This window comes from Citrobacter sp. FP75, from assembly GCF_018342065.1.
GTDB lineage: Bacteria > Pseudomonadota > Gammaproteobacteria > Enterobacterales > Enterobacteriaceae > Citrobacter.
This window is the reverse complement of the sequence record NZ_JAFDOE010000001.1, coordinates 201893-223635: the sequence shown is the minus strand read 5'-3', so window position 1 is coordinate 223635 and position 21743 is coordinate 201893. Positions and strand designations below refer to the sequence as shown.

At 52.1% G+C, this 21743-nt stretch carries 20 protein-coding genes and 1 pseudogene; 11 read left to right on the top strand and 10 right to left on the bottom strand.

Going from position 1 to position 21743, the window contains the following annotated elements:
• The 4 genes and pseudogenes from ybcJ to JQ822_RS01030 all read left to right on the top strand — a co-directional run bounded on the left by ybcJ (nt 1) and on the right by JQ822_RS01030 (nt 2136).
• A complete protein-coding gene (gene ybcJ / locus JQ822_RS01045; protein WP_096757997.1) occupies nt 1-213 on the top strand; it encodes a ribosome-associated protein YbcJ in 213 nt (70 codons plus the stop codon).
• A 125-nt stretch (nt 214-338) separates the two neighbouring features.
• Nucleotides 339-845, top strand: a pseudogene (locus tag JQ822_RS01040) (metal-dependent hydrolase); the annotation flags it as partial.
• 32 nt (nt 846-877) lie between these two features.
• Nucleotides 878-1315 carry an STM0539 family protein gene (locus JQ822_RS01035; protein ID WP_213131912.1) on the top strand — a complete coding sequence of 146 codons (438 nt, stop codon included), beginning with the start codon at nt 878-880 and terminating at the stop codon, nt 1313-1315.
• Nucleotides 1312-2136, top strand: coding sequence for a DUF2145 domain-containing protein (locus JQ822_RS01030; protein ID WP_213131911.1), 825 nt, complete (start codon nt 1312-1314; stop codon nt 2134-2136). Before JQ822_RS01035 ends, JQ822_RS01030 begins: the two co-directional genes overlap by 4 nt.
• A gap of 35 nt (nt 2137-2171) precedes the next feature.
• Here the strand turns inward: JQ822_RS01030 and cysS are convergent, their stop codons facing one another.
• Nucleotides 2172-3557 carry a cysteine--tRNA ligase gene (cysS, locus tag JQ822_RS01025; protein ID WP_213131910.1) on the bottom strand — a complete coding sequence of 462 codons (1386 nt, stop codon included), beginning with the start codon at nt 3555-3557 and terminating at the stop codon, nt 2172-2174.
• Nucleotides 3558-3730: 173 nt separating this feature from the next.
• Between cysS and ppiB the strand changes: the two genes are divergently transcribed.
• The 4 genes from ppiB (at nt 3731) to purK (ending at nt 6751) form a co-directional block, all read left to right on the top strand.
• Nucleotides 3731-4225, top strand: coding sequence for a peptidylprolyl isomerase B (ppiB, locus tag JQ822_RS01020; protein ID WP_213131909.1), 495 nt, complete (start codon nt 3731-3733; stop codon nt 4223-4225).
• Nucleotides 4226-4227: 2 nt separating this feature from the next.
• On the top strand, nt 4228-4950 hold the full coding sequence (gene lpxH, locus JQ822_RS01015; protein WP_213131908.1) for a UDP-2,3-diacylglucosamine diphosphatase: 723 nt from the start codon (nt 4228-4230) through the stop codon (nt 4948-4950).
• A 227-nt stretch (nt 4951-5177) separates the two neighbouring features.
• A complete protein-coding gene (gene purE, locus JQ822_RS01010) occupies nt 5178-5687 on the top strand; it encodes a 5-(carboxyamino)imidazole ribonucleotide mutase (protein ID WP_213131907.1) in 510 nt (169 codons plus the stop codon).
• On the top strand, nt 5684-6751 hold the full coding sequence (gene purK / locus JQ822_RS01005; RefSeq protein WP_213131906.1) for a 5-(carboxyamino)imidazole ribonucleotide synthase: 1068 nt from the start codon (nt 5684-5686) through the stop codon (nt 6749-6751). Before purE ends, purK begins: the two co-directional genes overlap by 4 nt.
• 36 nt (nt 6752-6787) lie before the next feature.
• Here the strand turns inward: purK and JQ822_RS01000 are convergent, their stop codons facing one another.
• From JQ822_RS01000 to JQ822_RS00985, 4 genes are read right to left on the bottom strand one after another with little or no spacing between them, the layout of a single operon-like run.
• Nucleotides 6788-7681: a carbamate kinase gene (locus JQ822_RS01000; RefSeq protein ID WP_213131905.1), complete on the bottom strand. Its 894-nt coding sequence runs from the start codon at nt 7679-7681 to the stop codon at nt 6788-6790.
• A gap of 3 nt (nt 7682-7684) precedes the next feature.
• Nucleotides 7685-8494, bottom strand: coding sequence for a DUF2877 domain-containing protein (locus JQ822_RS00995; protein ID WP_213131904.1), 810 nt, complete (start codon nt 8492-8494; stop codon nt 7685-7687).
• Nucleotides 8495-8505: 11 nt separating this feature from the next.
• Nucleotides 8506-9765, bottom strand: a complete 1260-nt coding sequence (locus JQ822_RS00990; protein WP_213131903.1) for a DUF1116 domain-containing protein — start codon at nt 9763-9765, stop codon at nt 8506-8508.
• Nucleotides 9766-9774: 9 nt separating this feature from the next.
• Nucleotides 9775-11442: an acyl-CoA synthetase FdrA gene (locus JQ822_RS00985; protein ID WP_213131902.1), complete on the bottom strand. Its 1668-nt coding sequence runs from the start codon at nt 11440-11442 to the stop codon at nt 9775-9777.
• Nucleotides 11443-11758: 316 nt separating this feature from the next.
• On the opposite strand from JQ822_RS00985, the gene allD reads away from it, so the two are divergent.
• From allD to allE, 3 genes are read left to right on the top strand one after another with little or no spacing between them, the layout of a single operon-like run.
• Nucleotides 11759-12808 carry an ureidoglycolate dehydrogenase gene (allD, locus tag JQ822_RS00980; RefSeq protein ID WP_213131901.1) on the top strand — a complete coding sequence of 350 codons (1050 nt, stop codon included), beginning with the start codon at nt 11759-11761 and terminating at the stop codon, nt 12806-12808.
• A gap of 21 nt (nt 12809-12829) precedes the next feature.
• Nucleotides 12830-14065 carry an allantoate deiminase gene (allC, locus tag JQ822_RS00975; RefSeq protein ID WP_213131900.1) on the top strand — a complete coding sequence of 412 codons (1236 nt, stop codon included), beginning with the start codon at nt 12830-12832 and terminating at the stop codon, nt 14063-14065.
• 10 nt (nt 14066-14075) lie between these two features.
• Nucleotides 14076-14861 carry a (S)-ureidoglycine aminohydrolase gene (allE, locus tag JQ822_RS00970; RefSeq protein ID WP_213131899.1) on the top strand — a complete coding sequence of 262 codons (786 nt, stop codon included), beginning with the start codon at nt 14076-14078 and terminating at the stop codon, nt 14859-14861.
• A 78-nt stretch (nt 14862-14939) separates the two neighbouring features.
• On the opposite strand, the gene glxK is transcribed toward allE, so the two are convergent.
• From glxK to JQ822_RS00945, 5 genes are all read right to left on the bottom strand, one after another.
• The gene (gene glxK / locus JQ822_RS00965) at nt 14940-16088 is read right to left on the bottom strand and encodes a glycerate 3-kinase (RefSeq protein WP_213131898.1); all 1149 of its coding nucleotides are present in this window, start codon (nt 16086-16088) and stop codon (nt 14940-14942) included.
• A 21-nt stretch (nt 16089-16109) separates the two neighbouring features.
• Nucleotides 16110-17408 (bottom strand): uracil/xanthine transporter, encoded by a 1299-nt coding sequence (locus tag JQ822_RS00960; RefSeq protein ID WP_213131897.1) that lies wholly within the window; start codon nt 17406-17408, stop codon nt 16110-16112.
• A gap of 58 nt (nt 17409-17466) precedes the next feature.
• Nucleotides 17467-18828: an allantoinase AllB gene (gene allB, locus JQ822_RS00955; RefSeq protein WP_213131896.1), complete on the bottom strand. Its 1362-nt coding sequence runs from the start codon at nt 18826-18828 to the stop codon at nt 17467-17469.
• Nucleotides 18829-18900: 72 nt separating this feature from the next.
• Nucleotides 18901-20361, bottom strand: coding sequence for an allantoin transporter (locus JQ822_RS00950; RefSeq protein ID WP_213131895.1), 1461 nt, complete (start codon nt 20359-20361; stop codon nt 18901-18903).
• A gap of 97 nt (nt 20362-20458) precedes the next feature.
• The gene (locus tag JQ822_RS00945; RefSeq protein ID WP_213131894.1) at nt 20459-21709 is read right to left on the bottom strand and encodes an MFS transporter; all 1251 of its coding nucleotides are present in this window, start codon (nt 21707-21709) and stop codon (nt 20459-20461) included.
• Between the last annotated feature and the right edge of the window lie 34 nt (nt 21710-21743).

Sequence of the window (21743 nt, the reverse complement as noted above, 5' to 3'; positions counted from 1 at the left end):
ATGGCCACATTTTCACTGGGTAAACACCCACACGTTGAACTCTGCGATCTGCTGAAGCTGGAAGGCTGGAGCGAAAGCGGCGCCCAGGCAAAAATCGCCATTGGCGAAGGGTTGGTGAAGGTCGATGGTGTTGTAGAAACGCGCAAGCGCTGCAAAATCGTTGCCGGACAAACCGTGAGCTTTGAAGGTCAGAGCATTAACGTCGTGGCATGATCCCAGGTGCCGGATAGCGGTTAACACCGCATCCGGCCCGTCCCCCCGAATTTTCAGATAATTAACTTCACCTTCACTTCACAGCAGGCTGTTAGCATGTTGTTTTCTCATTCGAAGCGACCATCATGCCAACCATCGTTACCCACGCAGCCGTACCTCTTTGCTTAGGATTGGGTCTGGGGCTCAAAGCCATTCCACCACGCTTATTGTTTGCCGGGGTTGTGCTGGCAATGCTGCCTGACGCCGACGTCCTGTCGTTTAAGTTCGGCATCGCCTACGGCAACGTGTTTGGTCACCGTGGATTTACCCACTCGCTGCTGTTCGCCTTTGTGGTGCCGCTGCTGTGCGTAATGATTGGCCGACGATGGTTTAAAGCCGGGCTGGTTCGCTGCTGGTTATTCCTGACAGTTTCACTGCTGTCTCACAGCCTGCTGGATTCGGTAACGACCGGAGGAAAAGGCGTTGGCTGGCTGTGGCCCTGGTCAGATGAACGCTTCTTTGCACCATGGCAGGTGATTAAGGTCGCGCCGTTTGCGCTATCACGCTACGCGACCCCTTACGGGCATCAGGTGATTATTTCGGAATTATTATGGGTGTGGCTACCGGGAAGTATTTTTGTATTATGTGTATGGCTACTTAAAAAATCATATTAAAAGGAATCAATATGCACAAAAAGACACTCACTGTCGCACTGATGTATTTCGCATTTTCTCATGTCAGCCACAGTGAAGAAATGTCGGCATCAGGCTGGTACGCAGCATCGTCTGCCGTTGTCAGCGTGGGCAGTTCTGCGTTGGTTAGCGGAATTATTCTTTCTCCGGTACTGCTCCCGCTAAACTTAATAATCGGCTCTGTTACTGAAAATAAAAAACAAAAAACTGCACACATAACAGCGAAAGCCCCAGATAACAAAGAGGTAAAAATGGAGGTGCCGCTGAATGTCGTTCAAGAGGGCAACCTTAAGGCGGGGGATAAAATCACGCTGGAAAAAACGCAGGAAGGGACTGGCGCTTATTTGAAAAAAGAGGGGAAAGTCCTTGCCCATATGGTGAATAATGATGATGCGGGCCTCTCCAGCAACCAGACGGTCCCCGTAAAATGAAGCCATTCATTTTTGCCTTCTGGCTCATCGTTTGCTCACTCAACGCTTATGCAGACAGCACAAACTGCGGCCAGAAAACCCACACACCGGAAAGCATCGCTGCAACGATGGATCAGGCGCTAAAGCTCAAACAACAGCTTAATAGCCAACCCGAGACGCTCGCCATTCTTGTGCGTCAGGGACAAGATATGTCGAGTCGACATTTGACCTGGTCACATGCCGGCTATGCCATGCGCCAGCCAGACGGTAATTGGCGGGTTTACCATAATCTGAATACCTGCGAAACCGCCGAGTCAGCACTCTATATACAAGGTCTGTATGAGTTTCTGGCAGATAATTTGGTAAATCAGCAAATTGCGGTTTTGCGCCCTCGTACAGAACTTGCCACGGCGCTGCAAACGCTCCTGCAAAGCTCAATTAAGCTTAATCTCTTCCACAGTCCCCGCTACAACCTAATTGCCTGGCCCTTTTCCGGCCCCTATCAGAACTCGAACGGCTGGTTGCTTGAGGTTTTTGCTCGCGCAAATGATAGCAATATCTGGTCACGTGATGACGCTCGCCGCTGGCTGCAGCGCCATGATTACCAACCTTCTGTCGTTAGGGCCAGCAGTTTTGAACGATTAGGCGCGAAGCTCTTCGCCGCCAACGTTTTCACCGACGATCAACCTGAGGAATTGTTGCAAGCGGGAAAGGTAGGACTAAACAGTGGGGATAGTGTGATTCGCTTTATCGCTCATTACAGCCGAGCAATACCTGAATGTGAGCATCAGAATTTAGGAGCATCGGTGTGCGTGTATCTTTCGCCTGAAGCCAAAAAGTAAAAAGGCCGTTCAAACAGAACGGCCTGTAAAAATAATTACTTACGACGCCAGGTGGTGCCTTGCGGGCCGTCTTCCAGCACAATGCCCATCTCGTTGAGACGGTCACGCGCCGCATCTGCCGCCGCCCAGTCTTTCGCTTTACGGGCATCTAAGCGCTGTTGGATTAACGCTTCAATTTCGGCGACTTCACCGTCATCCGCCTGCGCGCCGCTTTGCAGGAACGCTTCCGGATCCTGCTCCAGCAGGCCCAGTACGCCGGACAGCTTACGCAGATGCGCAGCCATAGCGTTGGCCGCGGCCATATCTTCGCCCTTCAGACGGTTAACCTCACGCGCCATATCAAACAGCACGGAGTAGGCTTCCGGCGTATTGAAGTCGTCGTCCATCGCTTCAATGAAACGCGCTTCAAAGGCTTCACCACCGGCAGGGGCAACGGACTTGTCGGTGCCGCGTAGCGCGGTGTACAGACGCTCCAGCGCAGATCGCGCCTGCTTCAGGTTCTCTTCGCTGTAGTTCAGTTGGCTACGATAGTGGCCGGACATCAGGAAGTAGCGAATGGTTTCGGCGTCGTAGTATTTCAGCACGTCGCGCACGGTAAAGAAGTTGCCCAGTGATTTGGACATTTTCTCACGGTCAACCATCACCATCCCGGAGTGCATCCAGTAGTTAACGTATTCGCCGTCGTGCGCACAGGTGGACTGTGCGATTTCGTTCTCATGATGCGGGAACATCAGGTCAGAGCCGCCGCCGTGAATATCGAAATGGTTGCCCAGCTGTTTGCAGTTCATCGCCGAGCACTCAATGTGCCAGCCAGGACGGCCCGCCCCCCACGGTGACGGCCAGCTCGGCTCGCCCTCTTTGGACATCTTCCACAGCACGAAGTCCATCGGGTTACGCTTCACATCAACAACATCCACGCGGGCACCCGCCTGCAGTTGATCCAGATCCTGGCGCGACAGCTGACCGTAGTGCGGGTCAGTCGGTACGTCGAACATCACGTCGCCGTTATCGGCTACATAGGCATGACCTTTGGCGATCAGCTGTTCGGTAATTTCAATAATTTCCGCAATATGATGCGTAGCACGCGGTTCAAGATCCGGGCGCAGAATATTCAACGCATCAAAATCGTTGTGCATTTCCGCGATCATCCTGTCGACCAGCGCCACAAAACTCTCGCCATTTTCATTAGCGCGCTTAATGATTTTGTCGTCGATATCGGTAATGTTGCGCACGTACTTCAGTTTATAGCCGAGGAAGCGCAGGTAGCGCGCAACCACGTCGAAAGAAACGAAGGTACGTCCGTGACCAATATGACAGAGATCGTAAACGGTAATACCACACACGTACATGCCGACTTCCCCGGCATGAATGGGTTTGAATTCCTCTTTTTGGCGCGTCAGTGTATTAAAGATTTTTAACATCGAAGATTCCGTGTAGACGTGTGTGGATAACAAAGTCTGTATAATACCCATAATTGGGACTGGAAGCAGCACACTTTGCGAGGTGATCGCAGCTTGCGGTTATGCTATAACACCCCCCTAACTCTGACCCTTAACGGGGTCGAAGCACCACTCTATCGGAACAGGATGCAAAAATGGTTACTTTCCACACTAATCACGGCGATATCGTAATCAAAACGTTTGATGATAAAGCGCCTGAAACAGTTAAAAACTTCCTGGACTACTGCCGCGAAGGTTTCTATAACAACACTATTTTCCACCGTGTTATTAACGGTTTCATGATCCAGGGCGGCGGTTTTGAACCCGGCATGAAGCAAAAAGAAACCAAAGAAGCTATCAAAAACGAAGCGAACAACGGTCTGAAAAATACCCGTGGTACGCTGGCGATGGCCCGTACTCAGGCTCCGCACTCCGCAACGGCGCAGTTCTTCATCAACGTTGCCGACAACGACTTCCTGAACTTCTCCAGCGAAAGTATGCAGGGCTGGGGTTACTGTGTGTTTGCTGAAGTGGTTGAAGGCATGGACGTGGTTGATAAAATCAAAAACGTTTCCACCGGCCGCAGCGGCATGCACCAGGACGTACCGAAAGAAGACGTTATTATCGAAAACGTGACCGTCAGCGAGTAATCGTGGCGACACTGTTTATTGCAGATCTTCACCTCTGCACGGAAGAACCGGCGATCACCGCCGGTTTTCTGCGTTTTTTAGCCGGTGAGGCACGAACAGCCGATGCGCTATACATTCTTGGCGATCTGTTCGAAGCCTGGATAGGCGACGACGACCCCAACCCGCTGCATCATGAAATAGCCACCGCGATAAAAGCGCTGGCTGACTCCGGCGTCCCCTGCTTCTTCATTCACGGCAACCGTGATTTTCTGCTTGGTAAACGGTTTGCCCGTAAGAGTGGCATGACCCTGTTGCCACAGGAAAAAGTGCTCGACCTGTATGGCCGTAAAGTACTGATCATGCATGGCGACACCTTGTGCACCGACGACGCAGGCTATCAGGCGTTTCGCGCCAAAGTACATCAACCCTGGCTACAAACGCTGTTTCTCGCCCTGCCGCTATTCGTTCGCCAACGCATTGCCGCAAAGATGCGCGCCGGAAGCCTTGCCGCCAACAGCAACAAATCGCTGGAGATCATGGACGTTAATCCGCAGGCCGTGGTTGCAGAGATGGAAAAACATCAGACGCAGTGGCTGGTTCACGGTCATACCCATCGTCCGGCAGTGCATGAACTGACGGCCAACCACCAACCCGCTTTCCGCGTGGTATTAGGCGCATGGCACACCGAAGGTTCAATGGTTAAGGTCACGCCAGACGACGTTGAGCTGATCGCGTTTCCGTTTTAATTCTGCAGATATTTACACAAAACTATTCGAGATGCATCGAGGCGGCAAATCTGTGAGTCCCCTGGAGCTTACATAAGTAAGTGACTGGGGTGAGCAGATGCAGCCAACAAAGAGGCAGTTTGAAGAGTGAAGTGTAAAGTGCGCAATCGTTTTCCTTGAGATTGAAACATGCTATTCTCTGTGTCCTCAAAAGTCGAGTGTTGTGCACCACAGGAGTTTTCAGACGCATGTCTTCCCGCAATAATCCGGCGCGTGTCGCCATCGTGATGGGGTCCAAAAGCGACTGGGCTACCATGCAGTTCGCCGCCGAAATCTTCGAAATCCTGAACGTTCCGCATCATGTTGAAGTCGTCTCCGCTCACCGCACCCCAGACAAGCTGTTCAGCTTCGCCGAAAACGCTGAAGAGAACGGCTATCAGGTGATTATTGCGGGCGCAGGCGGTGCAGCACATCTGCCGGGAATGATTGCGGCAAAAACGCTGGTGCCGGTATTAGGCGTTCCGGTGCAAAGCGCAGCGCTGAGCGGTGTCGACAGCCTCTATTCCATCGTGCAAATGCCGCGCGGCATTCCGGTCGGGACGCTGGCTATCGGCAAAGCGGGTGCGGCGAATGCGGCCCTGCTGGCAGCACAAATTCTGGCGACACACGATAAAGAACTGCATCAGCGTCTACATGACTGGCGTAAAGCGCAAACCGATGAGGTGCTGGAAAACCCGGACCCACGAGGTGCGGCATGAAGCAGGTTTGCGTACTCGGTAACGGTCAGCTAGGACGCATGCTGCGCCAGGCCGGTGAGCCGCTGGGGATTGCGGTCTGGCCCGTTGGGCTGGATGCTGAGCCCGCTGCCGTTCCCTTTCAGCAAAGCGTGATTACCGCCGAGATTGAACGCTGGCCGGAAACGGCGCTAACCCGCGAACTGGCGCGTCATCCGGCGTTTGTGAACCGCGACGTTTTCCCGATTATTGCCGACCGTCTGACGCAAAAGCAGCTTTTCGACAAGCTCGGCCTCGCGACCGCGCCGTGGCAACTGCTGGCAAACAAAGACGAATGGTCTGCGGTATTCGATAAACTCGGCGAGCTGGCGATCGTCAAACGCCGCGTCGGTGGCTACGATGGCCGCGGGCAGTGGCGTTTGCGCGCCCATGAAACCGAACAACTGCCGGATGACTGCTACGGCGAGTGCATCGTCGAGCGAGGGATCAACTTCTCTGGCGAAGTGTCGCTGGTGGGTGCCCGCGCGCGCGACGGCAGCACCGTCTTCTATCCGCTGACCCATAACTTGCATCAGGACGGCATTCTGCGCACCAGCGTGGTCTTCCCGCAGGCTAACGCCAGACAGCAGGCACAGGCCGAGGCGATGCTGTCCGCCATTATGCAGGAACTGGGGTATGTCGGCGTGATGGCGATGGAGTGCTTTATCACCCCGGAAGGCTTGCTGATCAACGAACTGGCCCCGCGCGTGCACAACAGCGGGCACTGGACACAGAACGGCGCCAGCATCAGCCAGTTTGAGCTGCATCTGCGCGCCATTACCAACCTGCCGTTACCGACGCCGGTGGTGAATAATCCTTCGGTGATGGTAAACCTGATTGGTAGCGACCTGAACTATGACTGGCTGAAGCTGCCGCTGGTGCATCTGCACTGGTACGACAAAGACGTGCGCGAAGGTCGCAAGGTCGGTCACCTGAACCTGACCGACAGCGATACCGCTCGCCTGAGCGCGACGCTGGAAGCGCTGATTCCCCTGCTACCGCCGGAATACGCCAGCAGTATTATCTGGGCGCAATCAAAACTGAAATAAGAAGACACGGGGCGGGTATACACACGCCCCGTTTTTTTACAGACGGATACAGGTTCCGGCTTTGCCCGCCAGCGTATCTTCAATGCGTGACAGCGCGCCAATCCATGCCGGTTTCCCGCGGCGTTTCACATATCCACTGACGGCGGTGACCTTTGGCCCCATTGAACCATCGGCTTTAGCAAACGGCGCCAGTTCATCAGGAGAAGCCTGACGAATCGCGCGCTGTTCCGGCGTCCCCCAGTTTTCATAGACCGCATCGGCATCGGTCAGAATGACCAGACCATCGGCATCGATTTGCTCGGCCAGCAACGCCGCCGCCAGATCCTTATCAATGACCGCTTCAGACCCTAATCCTTCGCCAGTGACGGGCACGCCACCGCCCCCGCTGCAAATCACCACATGCCCTTCTTTGAGTAAGAGCTTAATGGCATCGCTTTCTACAATCTGCCGAGGTTCTGGCGAGGCAACAACGCGCCGCAGGTATTTTCCGTCACGCTTCATATGCCAGCCGTAGGTCGCTTCCAGTTGCGTTTGTTCTTCGGGCAAATATACCGGGCCGATAAATTTTTCCGGTGCCATAAACGCAGGATCGTCCTCTGACACCACAATCCGCGTTAACACCGTGGTGACTGGCGGCATCTCCGGTTCTGCGGTCAGGCTCTGGGCCAACATATAACCAATCATGCCCTGCGTCTCGGCCACCAGCACATCTAATGGATAAGGCTCAACCTCCTTCCAGGCAAGATTCTGTAACGACAGCAGGCCAACCTGCGGCCCGTTGCCATGGACGATAGCCAGGCGATATGTGCGCGCCAGACGTGCCAGCGCAGGTACGGCAGTGGCAATATTGCGATACTGATTTTGTGCCGTCAGCGCCTCGCCGCGCTGCAATAATGCGTTGCCACCGAGAGCAACAACCAGCGTTTTCATTCCCTATCCTTCTATGATTTGTTGTCCAATCCAGAACCCCAACAGAGTGTCTGCGCCGGAGGTATGCCCAAGCGCCAGCAGCGAATTTATCGCCGCATCCAGCCTTTCCTGGCGACGCAGAGCATGGGTGAAGTGGAGTAAAGGTGAAGCGAAGTAACCTGCTGCCGCGTAGCGCAAGTAGCTCACGCTAACCACAGTCGTCGCCTGCTCAAGGTTGCCGGAGTAATTAAAGAAACGGTGCCCGGAAACCTTATTCAGCGCGCCGAAATGCCAGGCCGCCAGCAGCATGCCAGTCAACGTGTCATCATGGCTGGGCGTTAACCCGGGCCCCTTGCCTAACCACTGTCGCCAGTCTGTCGACAACCCGGCAAGCGCCGAGAAAAAGCAGTGGCGGAACTGGCGTAGTTCGGGGCACAAAGGCTGGTTTGCCGCCAACATTAACGGCCCGAACAATCCCGTTTCCTCGCCGCGAGCCATCCAGGCGGGTGCAAGGCGCGGGGAATGTGGCCGGGAAGTGATTCTCAACGAACAGCAGCGCTGCGGCTGGCACAGCAAAAATGACCCCAACTGGATCCCACCAGGCACAGCCAGAGGAGTTTCGTTTCCACGTAACGCCGCACGCAGCGCATCAAAATCATGCGTACGGATCACCCATCCTGCCGGGCTAAAGCCGCTCCCCTGGCGGTGCAACGTCAACAGTGCGCCGCCTTTGGCCACGAGATTAATCGCGCGTCGCCATACGCCAGACAATTGCCAGGACTGGCGGAAATCCGGGGACTGCTGGCTGGCCAGCAGAGGATGGATGATCATCATGCGCGCTCCTTTTAGCTAATGCCCATGCTTTCAGCCAGCGCTTCCAGAGCCAGCTCAAAACAGGCCAACGGCGCACGGACGGTTCCCGCGCCAATCTGGCCAATACCAGCCTCTTTATGCGCAATACCGGTATTGATCAGCGGCGTAATCCCCGTTTCGACCACGCGACGGATATCGAGTCCCAGGCAAGCCCCCTGGAAATCCCAGCCGGGGATCTGCAACTGCATATTGCGCTCCAGATAGATTTCCGCCATCTCCTCGGAGACAGATTTCGCCGCTTCCATCCCTCCCGCACCGACAAAACGCGTGACGCCTGGTGCGGCGATCATCGCTGCACCACCAATGCCAAACGTTTCGGTGATGGCGCTATCGCCCATATCCGGGTTGGCCTGTTCCTGCGAAAAACCAGTAAAGAACAGTCCCTGCGGGGTGTTAACAGGTGCGGCAAACCAGCGATCGCCAAGTCCACTCACGCGAATCCCGAACATGTTGCCATTACGGGTCATCGCCGTCACAATACTGCCAGAACGCACCATCGCTCCGGCGTCCATCGCCGCTTTACAGTAAGCCATCGCCAGGTTGAGGAAGAACTGGTCGGTTACGCTGAGGAAATCCATCACTTCAGCAATCTGCTGCTTATCATGTTGCAGACGAGCAATTTGCGGTGCCAGCGTACGCATCAGCAGGGCTGAAGAGGCAATGTTGCGCTGATGGAACTCGTCGCCCATCGTGATGCCCTGCGCCATCATGGCAGTCAGATCAATACCCTGTTCCAACGTCCCCAATGCAGCGCTTAAGACCGGCATCAGAACATCGCGCATCCAGCGTAAGCGCTGCTGAACATCCTCGCCGTACGCACCGAAGCGCATCACCTTGCCAATGCCTTCATTGAGATTGCAGTAAGCGCGGTTCCCTTCTGTGATGTTTTCCACCACCAACATCGGCATGCTGGCAGAAGTGATCCCACCCATTGGCCCCACGGCGTTAACGTGATGGCAAGGTATAAAATTGACTTTCCCCTGCTCCAGTAATGCCAGTGCGCTCATTTCGTCATGGGCCCACCCTTCAAACAGGCATGCACCAATGCAGGCCCCTTTCATCGGGCCGGTCATCTCTTGCCAGCGCATTGGCGGTCCCGCATGAAGCAGCGTTTTTCCTTCATTAAGTTCACTGATTAACGAGGACGCGGGTTGCACATCCAGCCAGTGCGGGCGCGCACGACGAATTTGTTCGATTACTGCAGTATTGGCTTGTGCCACTGATGTAAACATTGGAACCCCTTATTGCAAACGTTCTAATAAACGAGCCAGTTTTTTGTTACCGCCAGCGACAGGCGCCCACTGGTAATGCACCACAGGCTTTTCTGCTGCCTGCAAATCCAGTGCAAAACTGCGTAACCCGGCATTAATAACCGCGACTTTTTCCAGTAGCGAAGGTGCGGATTGATGAGATAACGGTTGAGACGGTCGAATCAGTTCGGCGGCAAGCAAAGTAGCCTCCGGCAGTGAACTCACCACGGCGATACCAGCATCTTCCAGCGTGGCGATTTGCAGTGAACGACACTGCGGATCACGTTCTGTACCTGTCACCGTTGCAATCGCAAACAGCGGTTGGTCGATGTCTCGGGCAGTACATGCCTTTTGCCAGGCCTGAACCAGTGATGCCGCAGGATCTGCTGTCGCCCCGTAACCAACCACGACATCCACCAGCAGCACCCGCACCTGCGGCTGCGAACCCAAATCCGTAATAAGCTGATTACGTAACGCAGGGTCGATCATCGGATGCGGCCGCCCGACGGTGTAAAAATCATCCCCGAGGTCGATGACTTGATGCCCGGCGGCATCCAACATCATGCCGTGATGGTGTTGTGCATCCGCAGCAACGTTAAGGTTTGCGGCCAGCAAACCCGCCGCTTCGGCAGCCAGCGTTCCTCCGGTATAGAGCCCCCGAATAAGGCCATCCCCCGTGGCAGAAAGCGCGCCACGTCGCGCCGTGACGCGTGCCAGCAAACAGGCGAGACGGGCCGCATCATCCAGCGTTGATGCAAACCAGACGTTCTCATCGCGGGCCGCTGCGCTGGTGTAACCTAAAAACAGGGCCACAACGGGTTTACCCGTGGCTTTCATCGCCGTGACAATACGCTGGCGAACGGCTTCCGCCGGCGGTTTAGACACAAAAGCCAGCACCTGACTTTTATCATCCGCACCGAGCATATCCAGCGCGGTAAGTGCGCTAATTCCCCCCACCTCAGCGCTCAGGTCGCGTCCACCCAGACCGATGGCGTGAGTGATGCCTTCCCCGGTCAGTGCTATCTGTGAACAGAGCTCCTGGATCCCTGTGCCGGAGGCGCCTATGACGCCGATGCTGCCTTCCGGCATCACGTTGGCAAAAGCCAGCGGCGTACCAGCGATCATGGCGGTTCCACAATCGGGCCCCATCACCAGCAGGCCTTTATCTTGTGCACGCCGTTTCAGATTAATTTCATCTTCCAGCGTGACGTTGTCGGAGAACATCATGACGTTCAGGTTGCGATCCAGCGCCTGGTTCGCCAGTTCAGCCGCATATTCGCCCGCCACAGAAATTAACGTCATATTCGCTTCAGGCAATTTCTGACACGCGCTTTCCCAGCGTCTGACCTGCAATAGCGCTTGGCTCCCCCCGGTTGCCTGCGCCAGCTGCTGCAACGACTCATCCAGTTGCTGCAAAATGGCCTGGGTAATACTTTCATCTGCCGCTTCAGTACGAATAGCCACGCAAATATCATTCGGCGTCGCCTGATTAAAATCGTCATGCCAGAATCCGGTCGTTTCCAGCAATGATTTATTCGCTGGCGTTCCCATCATGACCGATACATCGTCTACATTTTCGGACTCACTCAGCTTGCGTGAAATAATCATTAAACTGACAGAGTCCTGAAAACACCCTTTTTTAATAAAGGCGTGAATCATAACAACCCCTTAATAATTGCACCCATGGCAATTGCACGAGTAGTGTTAATGTGGAACTCAAGGTATATATCCAACATCACAAATAGAGTGACTGGCATCACACACAGACTATTAGCAAAAGAATTTTAATAACCACCCGAGTATTACATGTTATTTTCTAACGGCATTATTTATTTAAAAATAAAAGGCAAATCAGCACTGATTATCAAATAAATTCTAACTATATTTTTTTGTCTGTCTGGATCACATATTAGATTTATTTTCCCGGTATGTTAACAGCAGTCATGCTTCACACCGTCGTTAAAAAGGAAGACAGATGAAAATCAGTCGGGAAACACTCCACCAGCTTATCGAGAATAAGCTTTGCAAGGCCGGACTAAAACGTGAGCACGCCGCAACGGTTGCCGAAGTATTGGTCTATGCCGATGCCAGAGGCATTCATTCTCATGGCGCCGTACGCGTTGAATACTATGCCGAGCGCATTTCAAAAGGCGGCACCAACCGCGAACCCACATTTCGTTTTGAAAATACCGGTCCCTGCACAGCGATTTTGCATGCCGATAATGCCGCCGGGCAAGTCGCAGCAATGATGGGTATGGAGCATGCAATTGAAATTGCTAAAAAAAATGGTGTCGCCGTTGTCGGAATTAGCCGAATGGGGCACAGCGGAGCCATTTCTTACTTTGTGCAACAAGCCGCCCGCGCAGGCCTGATTGGCCTCTCCATTTGCCAGTCCGATCCGATGGTCGTCCCGTTCGGTGGCGCGGATATTTACTACGGTACCAATCCGCTAGCCTTCGCAGCGCCAGGGGAAGGCGACGATATCATGACCTTTGATATGGCGACGACGGTGCAGGCCTGGGGCAAAGTTCTGGATGCCCGCTCACGCAACGAACCGATCCCGGATACCTGGGCTGTCGATAAAAATGGCGCACCTACAACCGATCCTTTTACGGTTAATGCGTTGCTTCCCGCAGCCGGACCAAAAGGCTATGGTCTGATGATGATGATCGATGTGTTATCCGGGATTCTGCTGGGATTACCGTTTGGTCGTCAGGTCAGTTCTATGTATGAAGACCTCCATGCTGGACGTAATTTAGGCCAACTGCATTTAGTGATTAACCCCGAGTTTTTCTCCTCCAGCCAATTATTTCGTCAGCATCTCAGTCAAACCATGCAAGAGTTAAATGCCGTTACCCCTGCGCCTGGTTTTAAACAGGTTTATTACCCCGGACAGGATCAAGATATTAATCAACGCAATGCTGCCGTTCATGGCATCGACATTGTTGATGATATTTATCAATACCTGATTTCCGATGATCTCTATATCAAGTCATACGAAACAAAGAATCCCTTTGCGCAATAATTATTGAAACAGGAATTTCATATGATTAATCATTTTCGTCATGCAATAGAAGAATCTCTTCCCTGGCTCTCTTCCTTTGGCGCAGATCCTACAGGTGGGATGACGCGACTGCTGTATTCGCCAGAATGGCTTGAAACACAGCAGCAATTTAAAAAGCGTATGGGTGCCAGCGGCCTGGAAACGCGCTTTGATGAAGTGGGCAATTTATACGGTCGCCTGCGCGGGAGCGAATCCCCGGAACAGGTCATTTTAAGCGGCTCGCATATTGATACCGTCGTCAACGGCGGCAATCTTGACGGCCAGTTTGGCGCGCTGGCGGCGTGGTTAGCGATTGACTGGCTTAAGACCACCTACGGCGCACCGCTGAAAACGGTCGAAGTGGTCTCGATGGCAGAAGAAGAAGGCAGCCGTTTCCCGTATGTCTTCTGGGGCAGCAAGAACATTTTCGGGCTGGCAAATCCCGATGACGTCCGCAACATTCAGGACGCTAAAGGTACACGATTTGGTGATGCAATGAACGCCTGCGGCTTTACCCTCCCCGCAGAACCGCTCCACGCACGCAATGACATCAAAGCCTTTGTTGAATTGCACATCGAGCAAGGGTGCGTGCTTGAAAGCAATGGTCAGTCCATCGGGGTCGTCAGCGCGATTGTCGGTCAGCGTCGCTATACGGTCACGCTAAACGGCGAGTCCAACCATGCGGGGACAACGCCGCTGAGCTATCGTCGTGACACTGTTTACGCCTTCAGCCGTATCTGTAGTCAGTCGATTGAGAAAGCCAAAAAACATGGCGATCCTCTGGTACTGACCTTTGGCAAAGTTGAGCCGCAGCCAAACACCGTCAACGTGGTGCCAGGAAAAACGACCTTCACCATCGATTGCCGTCATACCGACGCCGAAGTGCTGCGTGATTTTACTCAGCAGCTGGAAAATGACATGCGCGCCATCTGCGACGAAATGGATATCGGCATTGATATCGATTTGTGGATGGATGAAACGCCGGTCCCGATGGACAGCAAACTGGTCGCCACCCTCACCGAACTGTGTGAAAAGGAGCAACTGAACTACCGGGTGATGCACAGCGGCGCGGGTCACGATGCGCAGATTTTCGCTCCCCGTGTGCCGACCTGCATGATTTTCATGCCCAGCATTAACGGCATCAGCCATAACCCCGCTGAACGCACAAATATTAACGACCTTGCCGAAGGGGTCAAAACTCTGGCATTAATGCTTCATCAACTTGCCTGGCAGAAATAAGGAGTCAACAATGGGATATCTGAATAACGTCACGGGTTACCGCGATGATTTACTGGCTAACCGTGCAATTGTAAAACACGGTAACTTCGCCCTCTTAACCCCCGATGGACTGGTTAAAAATATCATTCCGGGTTTTGAAAACTGTGACGTCACCATCCTCTCAACGCCAAAACTGGGCGCATCGTTTGTTGATTATCTGGTGACGGTGCACCAGAAAGGTGGCAACCAGAGCGGTTTCGGCGGCGAAGGCATTGAAACGTTCGTTTATGTTATTTCCGGCAAAATTGAGACAAAAGCGGAAGGTAAAACGTTCTCTTTAACTCAGGGCGGATATCTTTATTGCCCGCCGGGCGAGCTGCTCACCTTTAGCAACGCCCAGGCTGAGGACAGCCAGTTATTTTTATACAAACGTCGTTATACACCAGCAGCAGGTCATTCGCCGTGGCTGGTTTCCGGTAACGCCAATCAGTTAGAACGTATTCATTATGAAGGTATGGATGACGTGATCCTGCTGGATTTCCTGCCGAAAGAATTGGGCTTCGATATGAATATGCACATTCTGTCGTTCGAGCCGGGCGCCAGCCACGGTTATATCGAAACGCACGTCCAGGAACACGGTGCTTATATTCTTTCAGGACAGGGGGTTTATAACCTCGACAATCAGTGGATACCGGTGAAAAAAGGCGACTACATTTTTATGGGCGCTTATTCCCTGCAGGCCGGATACGGCGTGGGTCGTGGTGAAGCATTCAGCTACATCTATTCCAAAGATTGCAACCGCGATGTTGAGATCTAAGGCGTACGGCCCGCCTGATACTTTTTTATTTAGCTATGTTGGGTTTTGCCACGGTGTATACCGTGGCTTTTTTTATGCTCAGCGATGATTCATAGCCTGGCCCAGTTTCATCGCACAGGCGATGTTACGCGCGCAGTGATAGAGATTGGTTTCGCCGCTCGCCAACACTTCCGCTAATGGCGCGAGTCGCGGCAAAATGCTGAATACCGCATCAATACCATGGTCGTGAACCACCTCTACGCCTTCCCCCAACACCCCTGCGATACCAATAACGGGAACATGATGCTGCATGGCCACCGACGCCACGCCGATTGGCGCTTTGCCACCGACCGTTTGCGAATCAATACGCCCTTCGCCGGTGATAACCAGCGCCGCGTCTTTGATGGATTGCTCCAGCTGTACGGCCTGCAACACAATCTCAATGCCTGGTTTCATGTTAGCCCGCAGGAAGATAACCGCAGCAATCCCCATTCCTCCAGCCGCTCCGCCCCCCGGCACCTGAGCAACATCCTCACCAGTCAGCGTTTGCAGCACACGGGCATAGTTAAGTAACCCTTCTTCCAGCATCTCAACCATCTCAGGTGTCGCCCCTTTCTGCGGAGCGAACACCCTTGCAGCACCGCGCGGACCAACCAGCGGATTATCAACGTCACAGGCAACGTCAATGCGACACGTTTTCAGCCGTGGATCGCACTGTTGCAGGTCGATGCTCGCAAGGCGAGACAAGCTAACGCCACCTGCATTTAATGACGCACCTTGCGCATCCAGAAAACGAACGCCAAGCGCCTGAGCCATCCCTATACCGCCATCAACCGTGGCACTCCCGCCAATACCAAGAATAATATGACGAATACCGGCATCCAGCGCATGGCGAATCAGCTCGCCGGTGCCGTAGCTTGTGGCCAGTAGCGGATTGCGCGCCTGCGGTTCGACCAGCATCAGCCCACTCGCCGCCGCCATTTCAATAATTGCGGTCTTTCCGTCACCGGTCAGGCCATAAAATCCCATGACTTTTTCGCCCATCGGCCCGCAAACTTCCACAGAGATAAATTTTCCCCCTGTTGCCGCCACCATCGCATCCACGGTTCCTTCTCCACCATCAGCTACCGGCAAACAAATATATTCCGCATCCGGGAATATGGCTGAAAACCCGGCTTTAATTGCCTGGCAGCATTGGTCAGCGCTTAAGCTCTCTTTAAATGAATCTGGCGCAATTACAATTTTCATCATTAATCCTTTTTAATCATGTTATTTAATGCGTTCCCATGGAATGAGATTTTCCATAAGTACCGCCAGTAAAATCCCCACCAGCAGGCCATTGCTCAGTAATGGCCGAATAGTCAGCGGAAGATCTTGTAAATAAATCGGAGGTAGCCCCATCAAAAAAATGCCGAAAAACAGCGGGAGCGCCAGTCGATAAATATTGCGTGCGGTAAATGTGATTTGTTGGCTAAAAACCAGACCGGAATAGAGCAACGGAAGATAAGAAACCAGCATCACGGCACTGCTGATCGCCAGCGGAATGGCGCAAAATAAGCGGGTTAGCGGCGTCACTATCGCCACGAACAAACATAATACGCTGCCGCAAATAAATGATTTTCGCGAGCTGTCGCCGGTCTGCGTTAACAGGCCGATAGAAGAGACAAAAGGTGAAAATGGAATCACGGCAAAAGGGACTGTCACCAGCGTCATCAAGCCGGAAATAATAAAGCTGCGACGATAACGTGAGCTGCTGGAGCCTTGCTGCGCATAAAAGATGTCCGTGCCGCGTACCGCGCCATAGGTATTACTGATATTCACTAGGCCGGTGATAACGGCCGTCAGAATAATGCCCGGTAACAGTCTGCCGTGACTGCCTAACGGAAACCACTGCCAGCTTAATTCGCCGGACGGCAAGGATGTTAATGGAAAACACAATCGCCAAAGCCCCCATCCCACTACCGCCCCCACCAAAAGGGCATAGCGTGAAATCCACTGCGGTAAAAAGATGATCATCGCAAGGATGAAGCACATCACGGCTAATGCCAGGCTAAAGGGCGCCAGTTGAATTTTGACGCTGGCATCCGCAATGCCAAAGGGCAACCCCAACATGCCCTTAAAAAAGATGGTGGTTAGCTGCGCGCCGAGCAGCAGCATAAAAAAGACCATTACCGTCGGGGTAAAAAGCCGAGCTAATCGATGCCCTAAGCCACTAAAGCCGATAATCATCGTCAGAACAGCGGAAATCACAATCCCGACGGACAGGCTGGTGGCGATATCATTGAGCGGGGTTCCGCGCGACGCCTCAGCCAGAGTAATCGTCAAAATGGTTCCCCACCATAAACCGGTTGGCCCTTCCATAATGGCTCGGCGATGACCACAAATGACCTGGGCAAGACAGGCCAGCGACGTCGTTAAAAAAGCGTACTGCGTGAGCATTAGCAAATTGCTCGCAGGGAGATGAAAAGCAGAAACCAGCGTTGGCGGGACCACGACCGTATTACAAAAAATAAAGAAAAACCACTGAAAGCCGGACAGCATACTTTCACGGTTAATAACAGGAAGCATATTCATACCTTAAAATAGAGAATGCCCGCCGACACGACGGGCATTAATTCACATCACATTATTGTTGATGTTTAAGGATAAATTGACCTTTTGGCGATACAGGAAAACCTTGCTCAATGTCATAAATAACATCACCACGCAGAATAGTTTTCGTAATGCGCGCGCCAATTGTACGGCCTACATACGGGCTGACTTTATGGCGATATTCCAGATCTTCGTTCTTCAGAACGTATTTGCTGTCCGGTTGAATAAAGACGAAATCAGCATCTTTACCCGGGGCGATACGTCCTTTCTGCTTCAGACCAAAAATATCTGCGGCGTTGGTTGCCATCAATTTAGCGAACTTCGGCAGCGACATACCGCGTTTTTGCACGGCTTCATCAAACATAACGTCCATGCAGCTTTGCAGTCCGGCAATGCCGCCCCACGCCTGCATGATATTGCCGGCCTTCATTTCCGGTGGGCATGGTGAGTGGTCGGAAACCAGGCAGTCAATCTCGCCGTTAAACAGCTTTTCCCACATACCCTGTTGGTTCTGCAGATCGCGGATCGGCGGAGAACATTTCGCCAGGGTGCCAATCTCTTCAAACTGATCGGTATCCAGCACGAAGTAGTGTGGACAGGATTCGCAGGTGACGTCCTGGCCTTCCTGGCGCGCACGGGTGACTTCTGCGACACCTTCCGGGCTGCTGATATGGCAGACGTGCAGACGGCAACCGGCAACTTTCGCCAGATACAGTACGCGACGAATCGCTTCCACTTCGGTAAACACCGGGCGTGAGGCCACATAATCATGCGCCGTCACGCGACCCTCACGTTTAGCTTCCTCGCCAAGCTCGTCACAGATGAGCGCGTTTTCGCAATGCACTAATACCGTCTGGTTCATTTCCGCCAGCTTCTGCGCGCCTTTGTAGAACTGCCAGTCGTTCACGTCGCGGAAATCATTATCGATACCGCGGTCGCCGCAGGTGGCAACAAAGCATTTGAAACCGACGACACCGACGTCATCCAGCTCGTGCAGACGATCGAGGTTGTAAGAGACCAGACCGCCAAGCTGCGCGGCATCAATAGTCAATTTGCCTTTGGCCGCATCAAATTTCAGTTCGATGGTTTCACGATCCACCGTTGCTGGCAGCTGGTTAAGGGGCATTTCGATCATCGTGGTGATACCGCCTTTTGCCGCAGCACGCGTCCCCGTCTCATACCCTTCCCAATGGGTACGACCTGGCTCAGAGATATGGGTATGCGCATCAACCATGCCTGGTGAAACCACCAGACCCGTCGCATCCATAACCTGCTTCGCCTCACCCAGATTCTCGCCAATGGCGGCGATTTTTCCTGCCTTGACGGCAATATCAACAATACGAGCTTCATTTTCTAAAATAACAGTACCGTTCTTAATAATTAAATCAAAAGACATAACGAACTCCTTGTATGGATACAGATAATTTTTATAAATAACTCACGCTTAAATAAGCGCTTACTGATTTCATCACATCTGCCCTGTGGCTTTTTGCGCTCCATCTGATTCAGCAACCGATCTTTTCTTCAGCAAGGCATAGGCGACAAATGCGACAATAACGCCAACAAACCACGACACTCGCGATAACGGTTCAAGGAGAGGAATAAATTTACCCCCCAGTGAAAGAATGACGGCTACTAACGTTACGGAGAAGGCTGTCAGATTAAATCCGTTTTCATAATATTGGTAATCACCGCTGGCGGTATATAATTCATCAAGATTAATTTCACCGCGCATCACGACAAAATAATGCGCTAACATAACTCCGATAACGGGGCCGAGCATCCCGCCAATGATATCCAGAAACAGATAAATACTGTTCTGATTCTCCATTAACTTCCATGGACAAATCAGCAAACTAATAATACTGGCGATCAACACACCATTTTTATACGTTAGTTTAGTGGGTGCAATAGCGGCAATCTGATAACCAGCCGGAATAATATTACCGGTAGCGTTTGTAGAGATTGTCGTCATCAAAATAACCAGTACCGCAAAAAACGAGGCAAACAGACTATCCCAACGTTGAACGATATCCAGCACATTCCACGTATCCATGCCGTAATGAATACTGGCTCCGGCGATAATACACACGCTGGCAATGGCAAATAGCACGTAGGCGACAATGAGCCCCAGCGTCTGCCCCAACGCTTGTTCACGAAATGAGTGGGCATTTTGCGTGAAATCGGATGCGCTCACCGCCGGAGCAGCCCATACCGCGACAACCGCGTTGATAACAACCAGAAACAGGAATCCGCTGTTGCCCGCCTTTTGCACACCGCCCGGAATGTAGTCCAGAATCGGTCCAATTCCTACCAGGGATATCGCCCAGATAGCCATCCCGCCGAATACAATATAAATGCAGGGGTTGAGGATTGCGGTAAATTTATTTAATACCTTACCACCACCAAAACCAATACCAACGTTAATGAGCCAAAAAATAAGAAATGTAATCAGCCCCGGCAGAGAAAGTCCCAATAAGGTAAAGTCACCGCCCAACGTTAAAAACCCAGGCCATATTTTTCCAATCAGAATAAGAAAAGCCAGCGATCCGGCGTAACATTGCAGACCGAACCACATGATTGCAGCAATTCCCCCTCTTAATAACCCAGGGAACAGCGCTCCACGGACACCATACGAGCCACGCAAAATCATGGCAAAAGGCACACCGTATTTACTTCCTGCTGCACCGTTCATTACCATAACTAACGCAATAAACAATGCACTAATAATAATAGCCAGCATGATGCTGAATGTAGAAAGTCCAAGAATAAAGAATCCGCCAACCATAACGTAATTAGGTACGTTATGCACAGAACCCATCCATAATGTAAAATAGTTGAATGTTTTCCAGTTTCGTTGCTCGGCCGTTTTTGGTAATAAATCGTCACTATAACCACGTTGTTGGTATAGATCTCTTTGATGTTCCATAAATCCCTCTTGTCACGTATCGGATAACGTTGTAATGGGTTTAGCTATGCGGAACAAAAACAATAAAGAAATAAGTTAAATAGTTTTAATTATGTTTTTATGCTGAAGCAATGACTGTCGTTGCTTTCTTTTTATATAACGTAACGGCCGCAAAAATAAGCGTTCCGGTAACAACCAGACAAGCGGAGATAACAAAGCTTATTTCTTTAGAGCCTGTCAAATCAGAAATAAATCCGGTTAATGTTGGCGCAATAACCGCTGAGCTCATGCCAAAGAAATTAAACAGGCTAAATGCTCTACCTAACGTTTTTGGCGACGCTTGCTCAGAAACAAAGGAGATCAGAATCGGATCCACCGCCATTTTGCCCAGTAAACCGTACAGAGTCAGGCTGACCATCAGCATAGTGGTATTCGGCGATAGCACCGTAAATATCAGCATTGCGGCAGCCATAATTTCCAGACCAAGAATGACTTTAACTTTGCTGTTGCGAAACTTATCGGACAGATGGCTAAAGAACAATGCGCCAGGGACACCCACCACGGCGACTAACGCCGAGGCCACCCCAATCGCGCCGCCATCAAATCCTCTTTCAGTCTGCAGATAAGACGGAAGCCAGGTCACTATCAGGTAATAGCCATAGCAGGTACAGAAGTAGAGGAAGTACACGCTACATAACAGACCCGAAAACAGCGGCGGGTTCTTCTCTTCCTTCGTCGCTACCGTCTGTGTTTTCTCGCCTGACGCAGGTGTTTTACTTTTAGCCTTGCCACGGATAACCAGAGTGAATACGCACAGCATCACCACCAGAATGGCCGCAACCAGGAACAACACATTTTGCCAGGCCATGCTCATGCTTTTTACCAGCACGCTGGAACCGATTAACCCGATCCCCATCCCAATTGCTGAGCCGCTATTAATAATGGCGTTGGCCAGTGCCCGACGAGCCTGTGGGACATTTGCCGAAGAGAGTGAATACGCTGAACTAAAGAAAGAGGCGCAGCCCGCTCCCGCCATTAGCGAACCCGCATAGATCATCACCAGTCCAGCGGCTTTTGCAATGCTCAGCGTACCAATAATAAACAGCGTAAACCCACACATCAGCATAATTTTCTGGCCAAGTTTATCGACCAGAATTCCGCAGGGAATTTGCATACTGCAATAGGCAAAGAAATAAAAACTGGCGATAGCGCCAATTTCAGCATTACTGACATTGCCCAGCGATGCCTGAATCTCAGGATAAATAGGCGTGAGCACGGTGCGATATATCCATATTGCCACCCAGCCCAGACTCATTACGACGACAATCTTCTTCCAGTATTCAATACCGGATGTTTTCTTTTCACTCATGACATGCACCTTTCCAAAGTGTGTCTGATTAAAA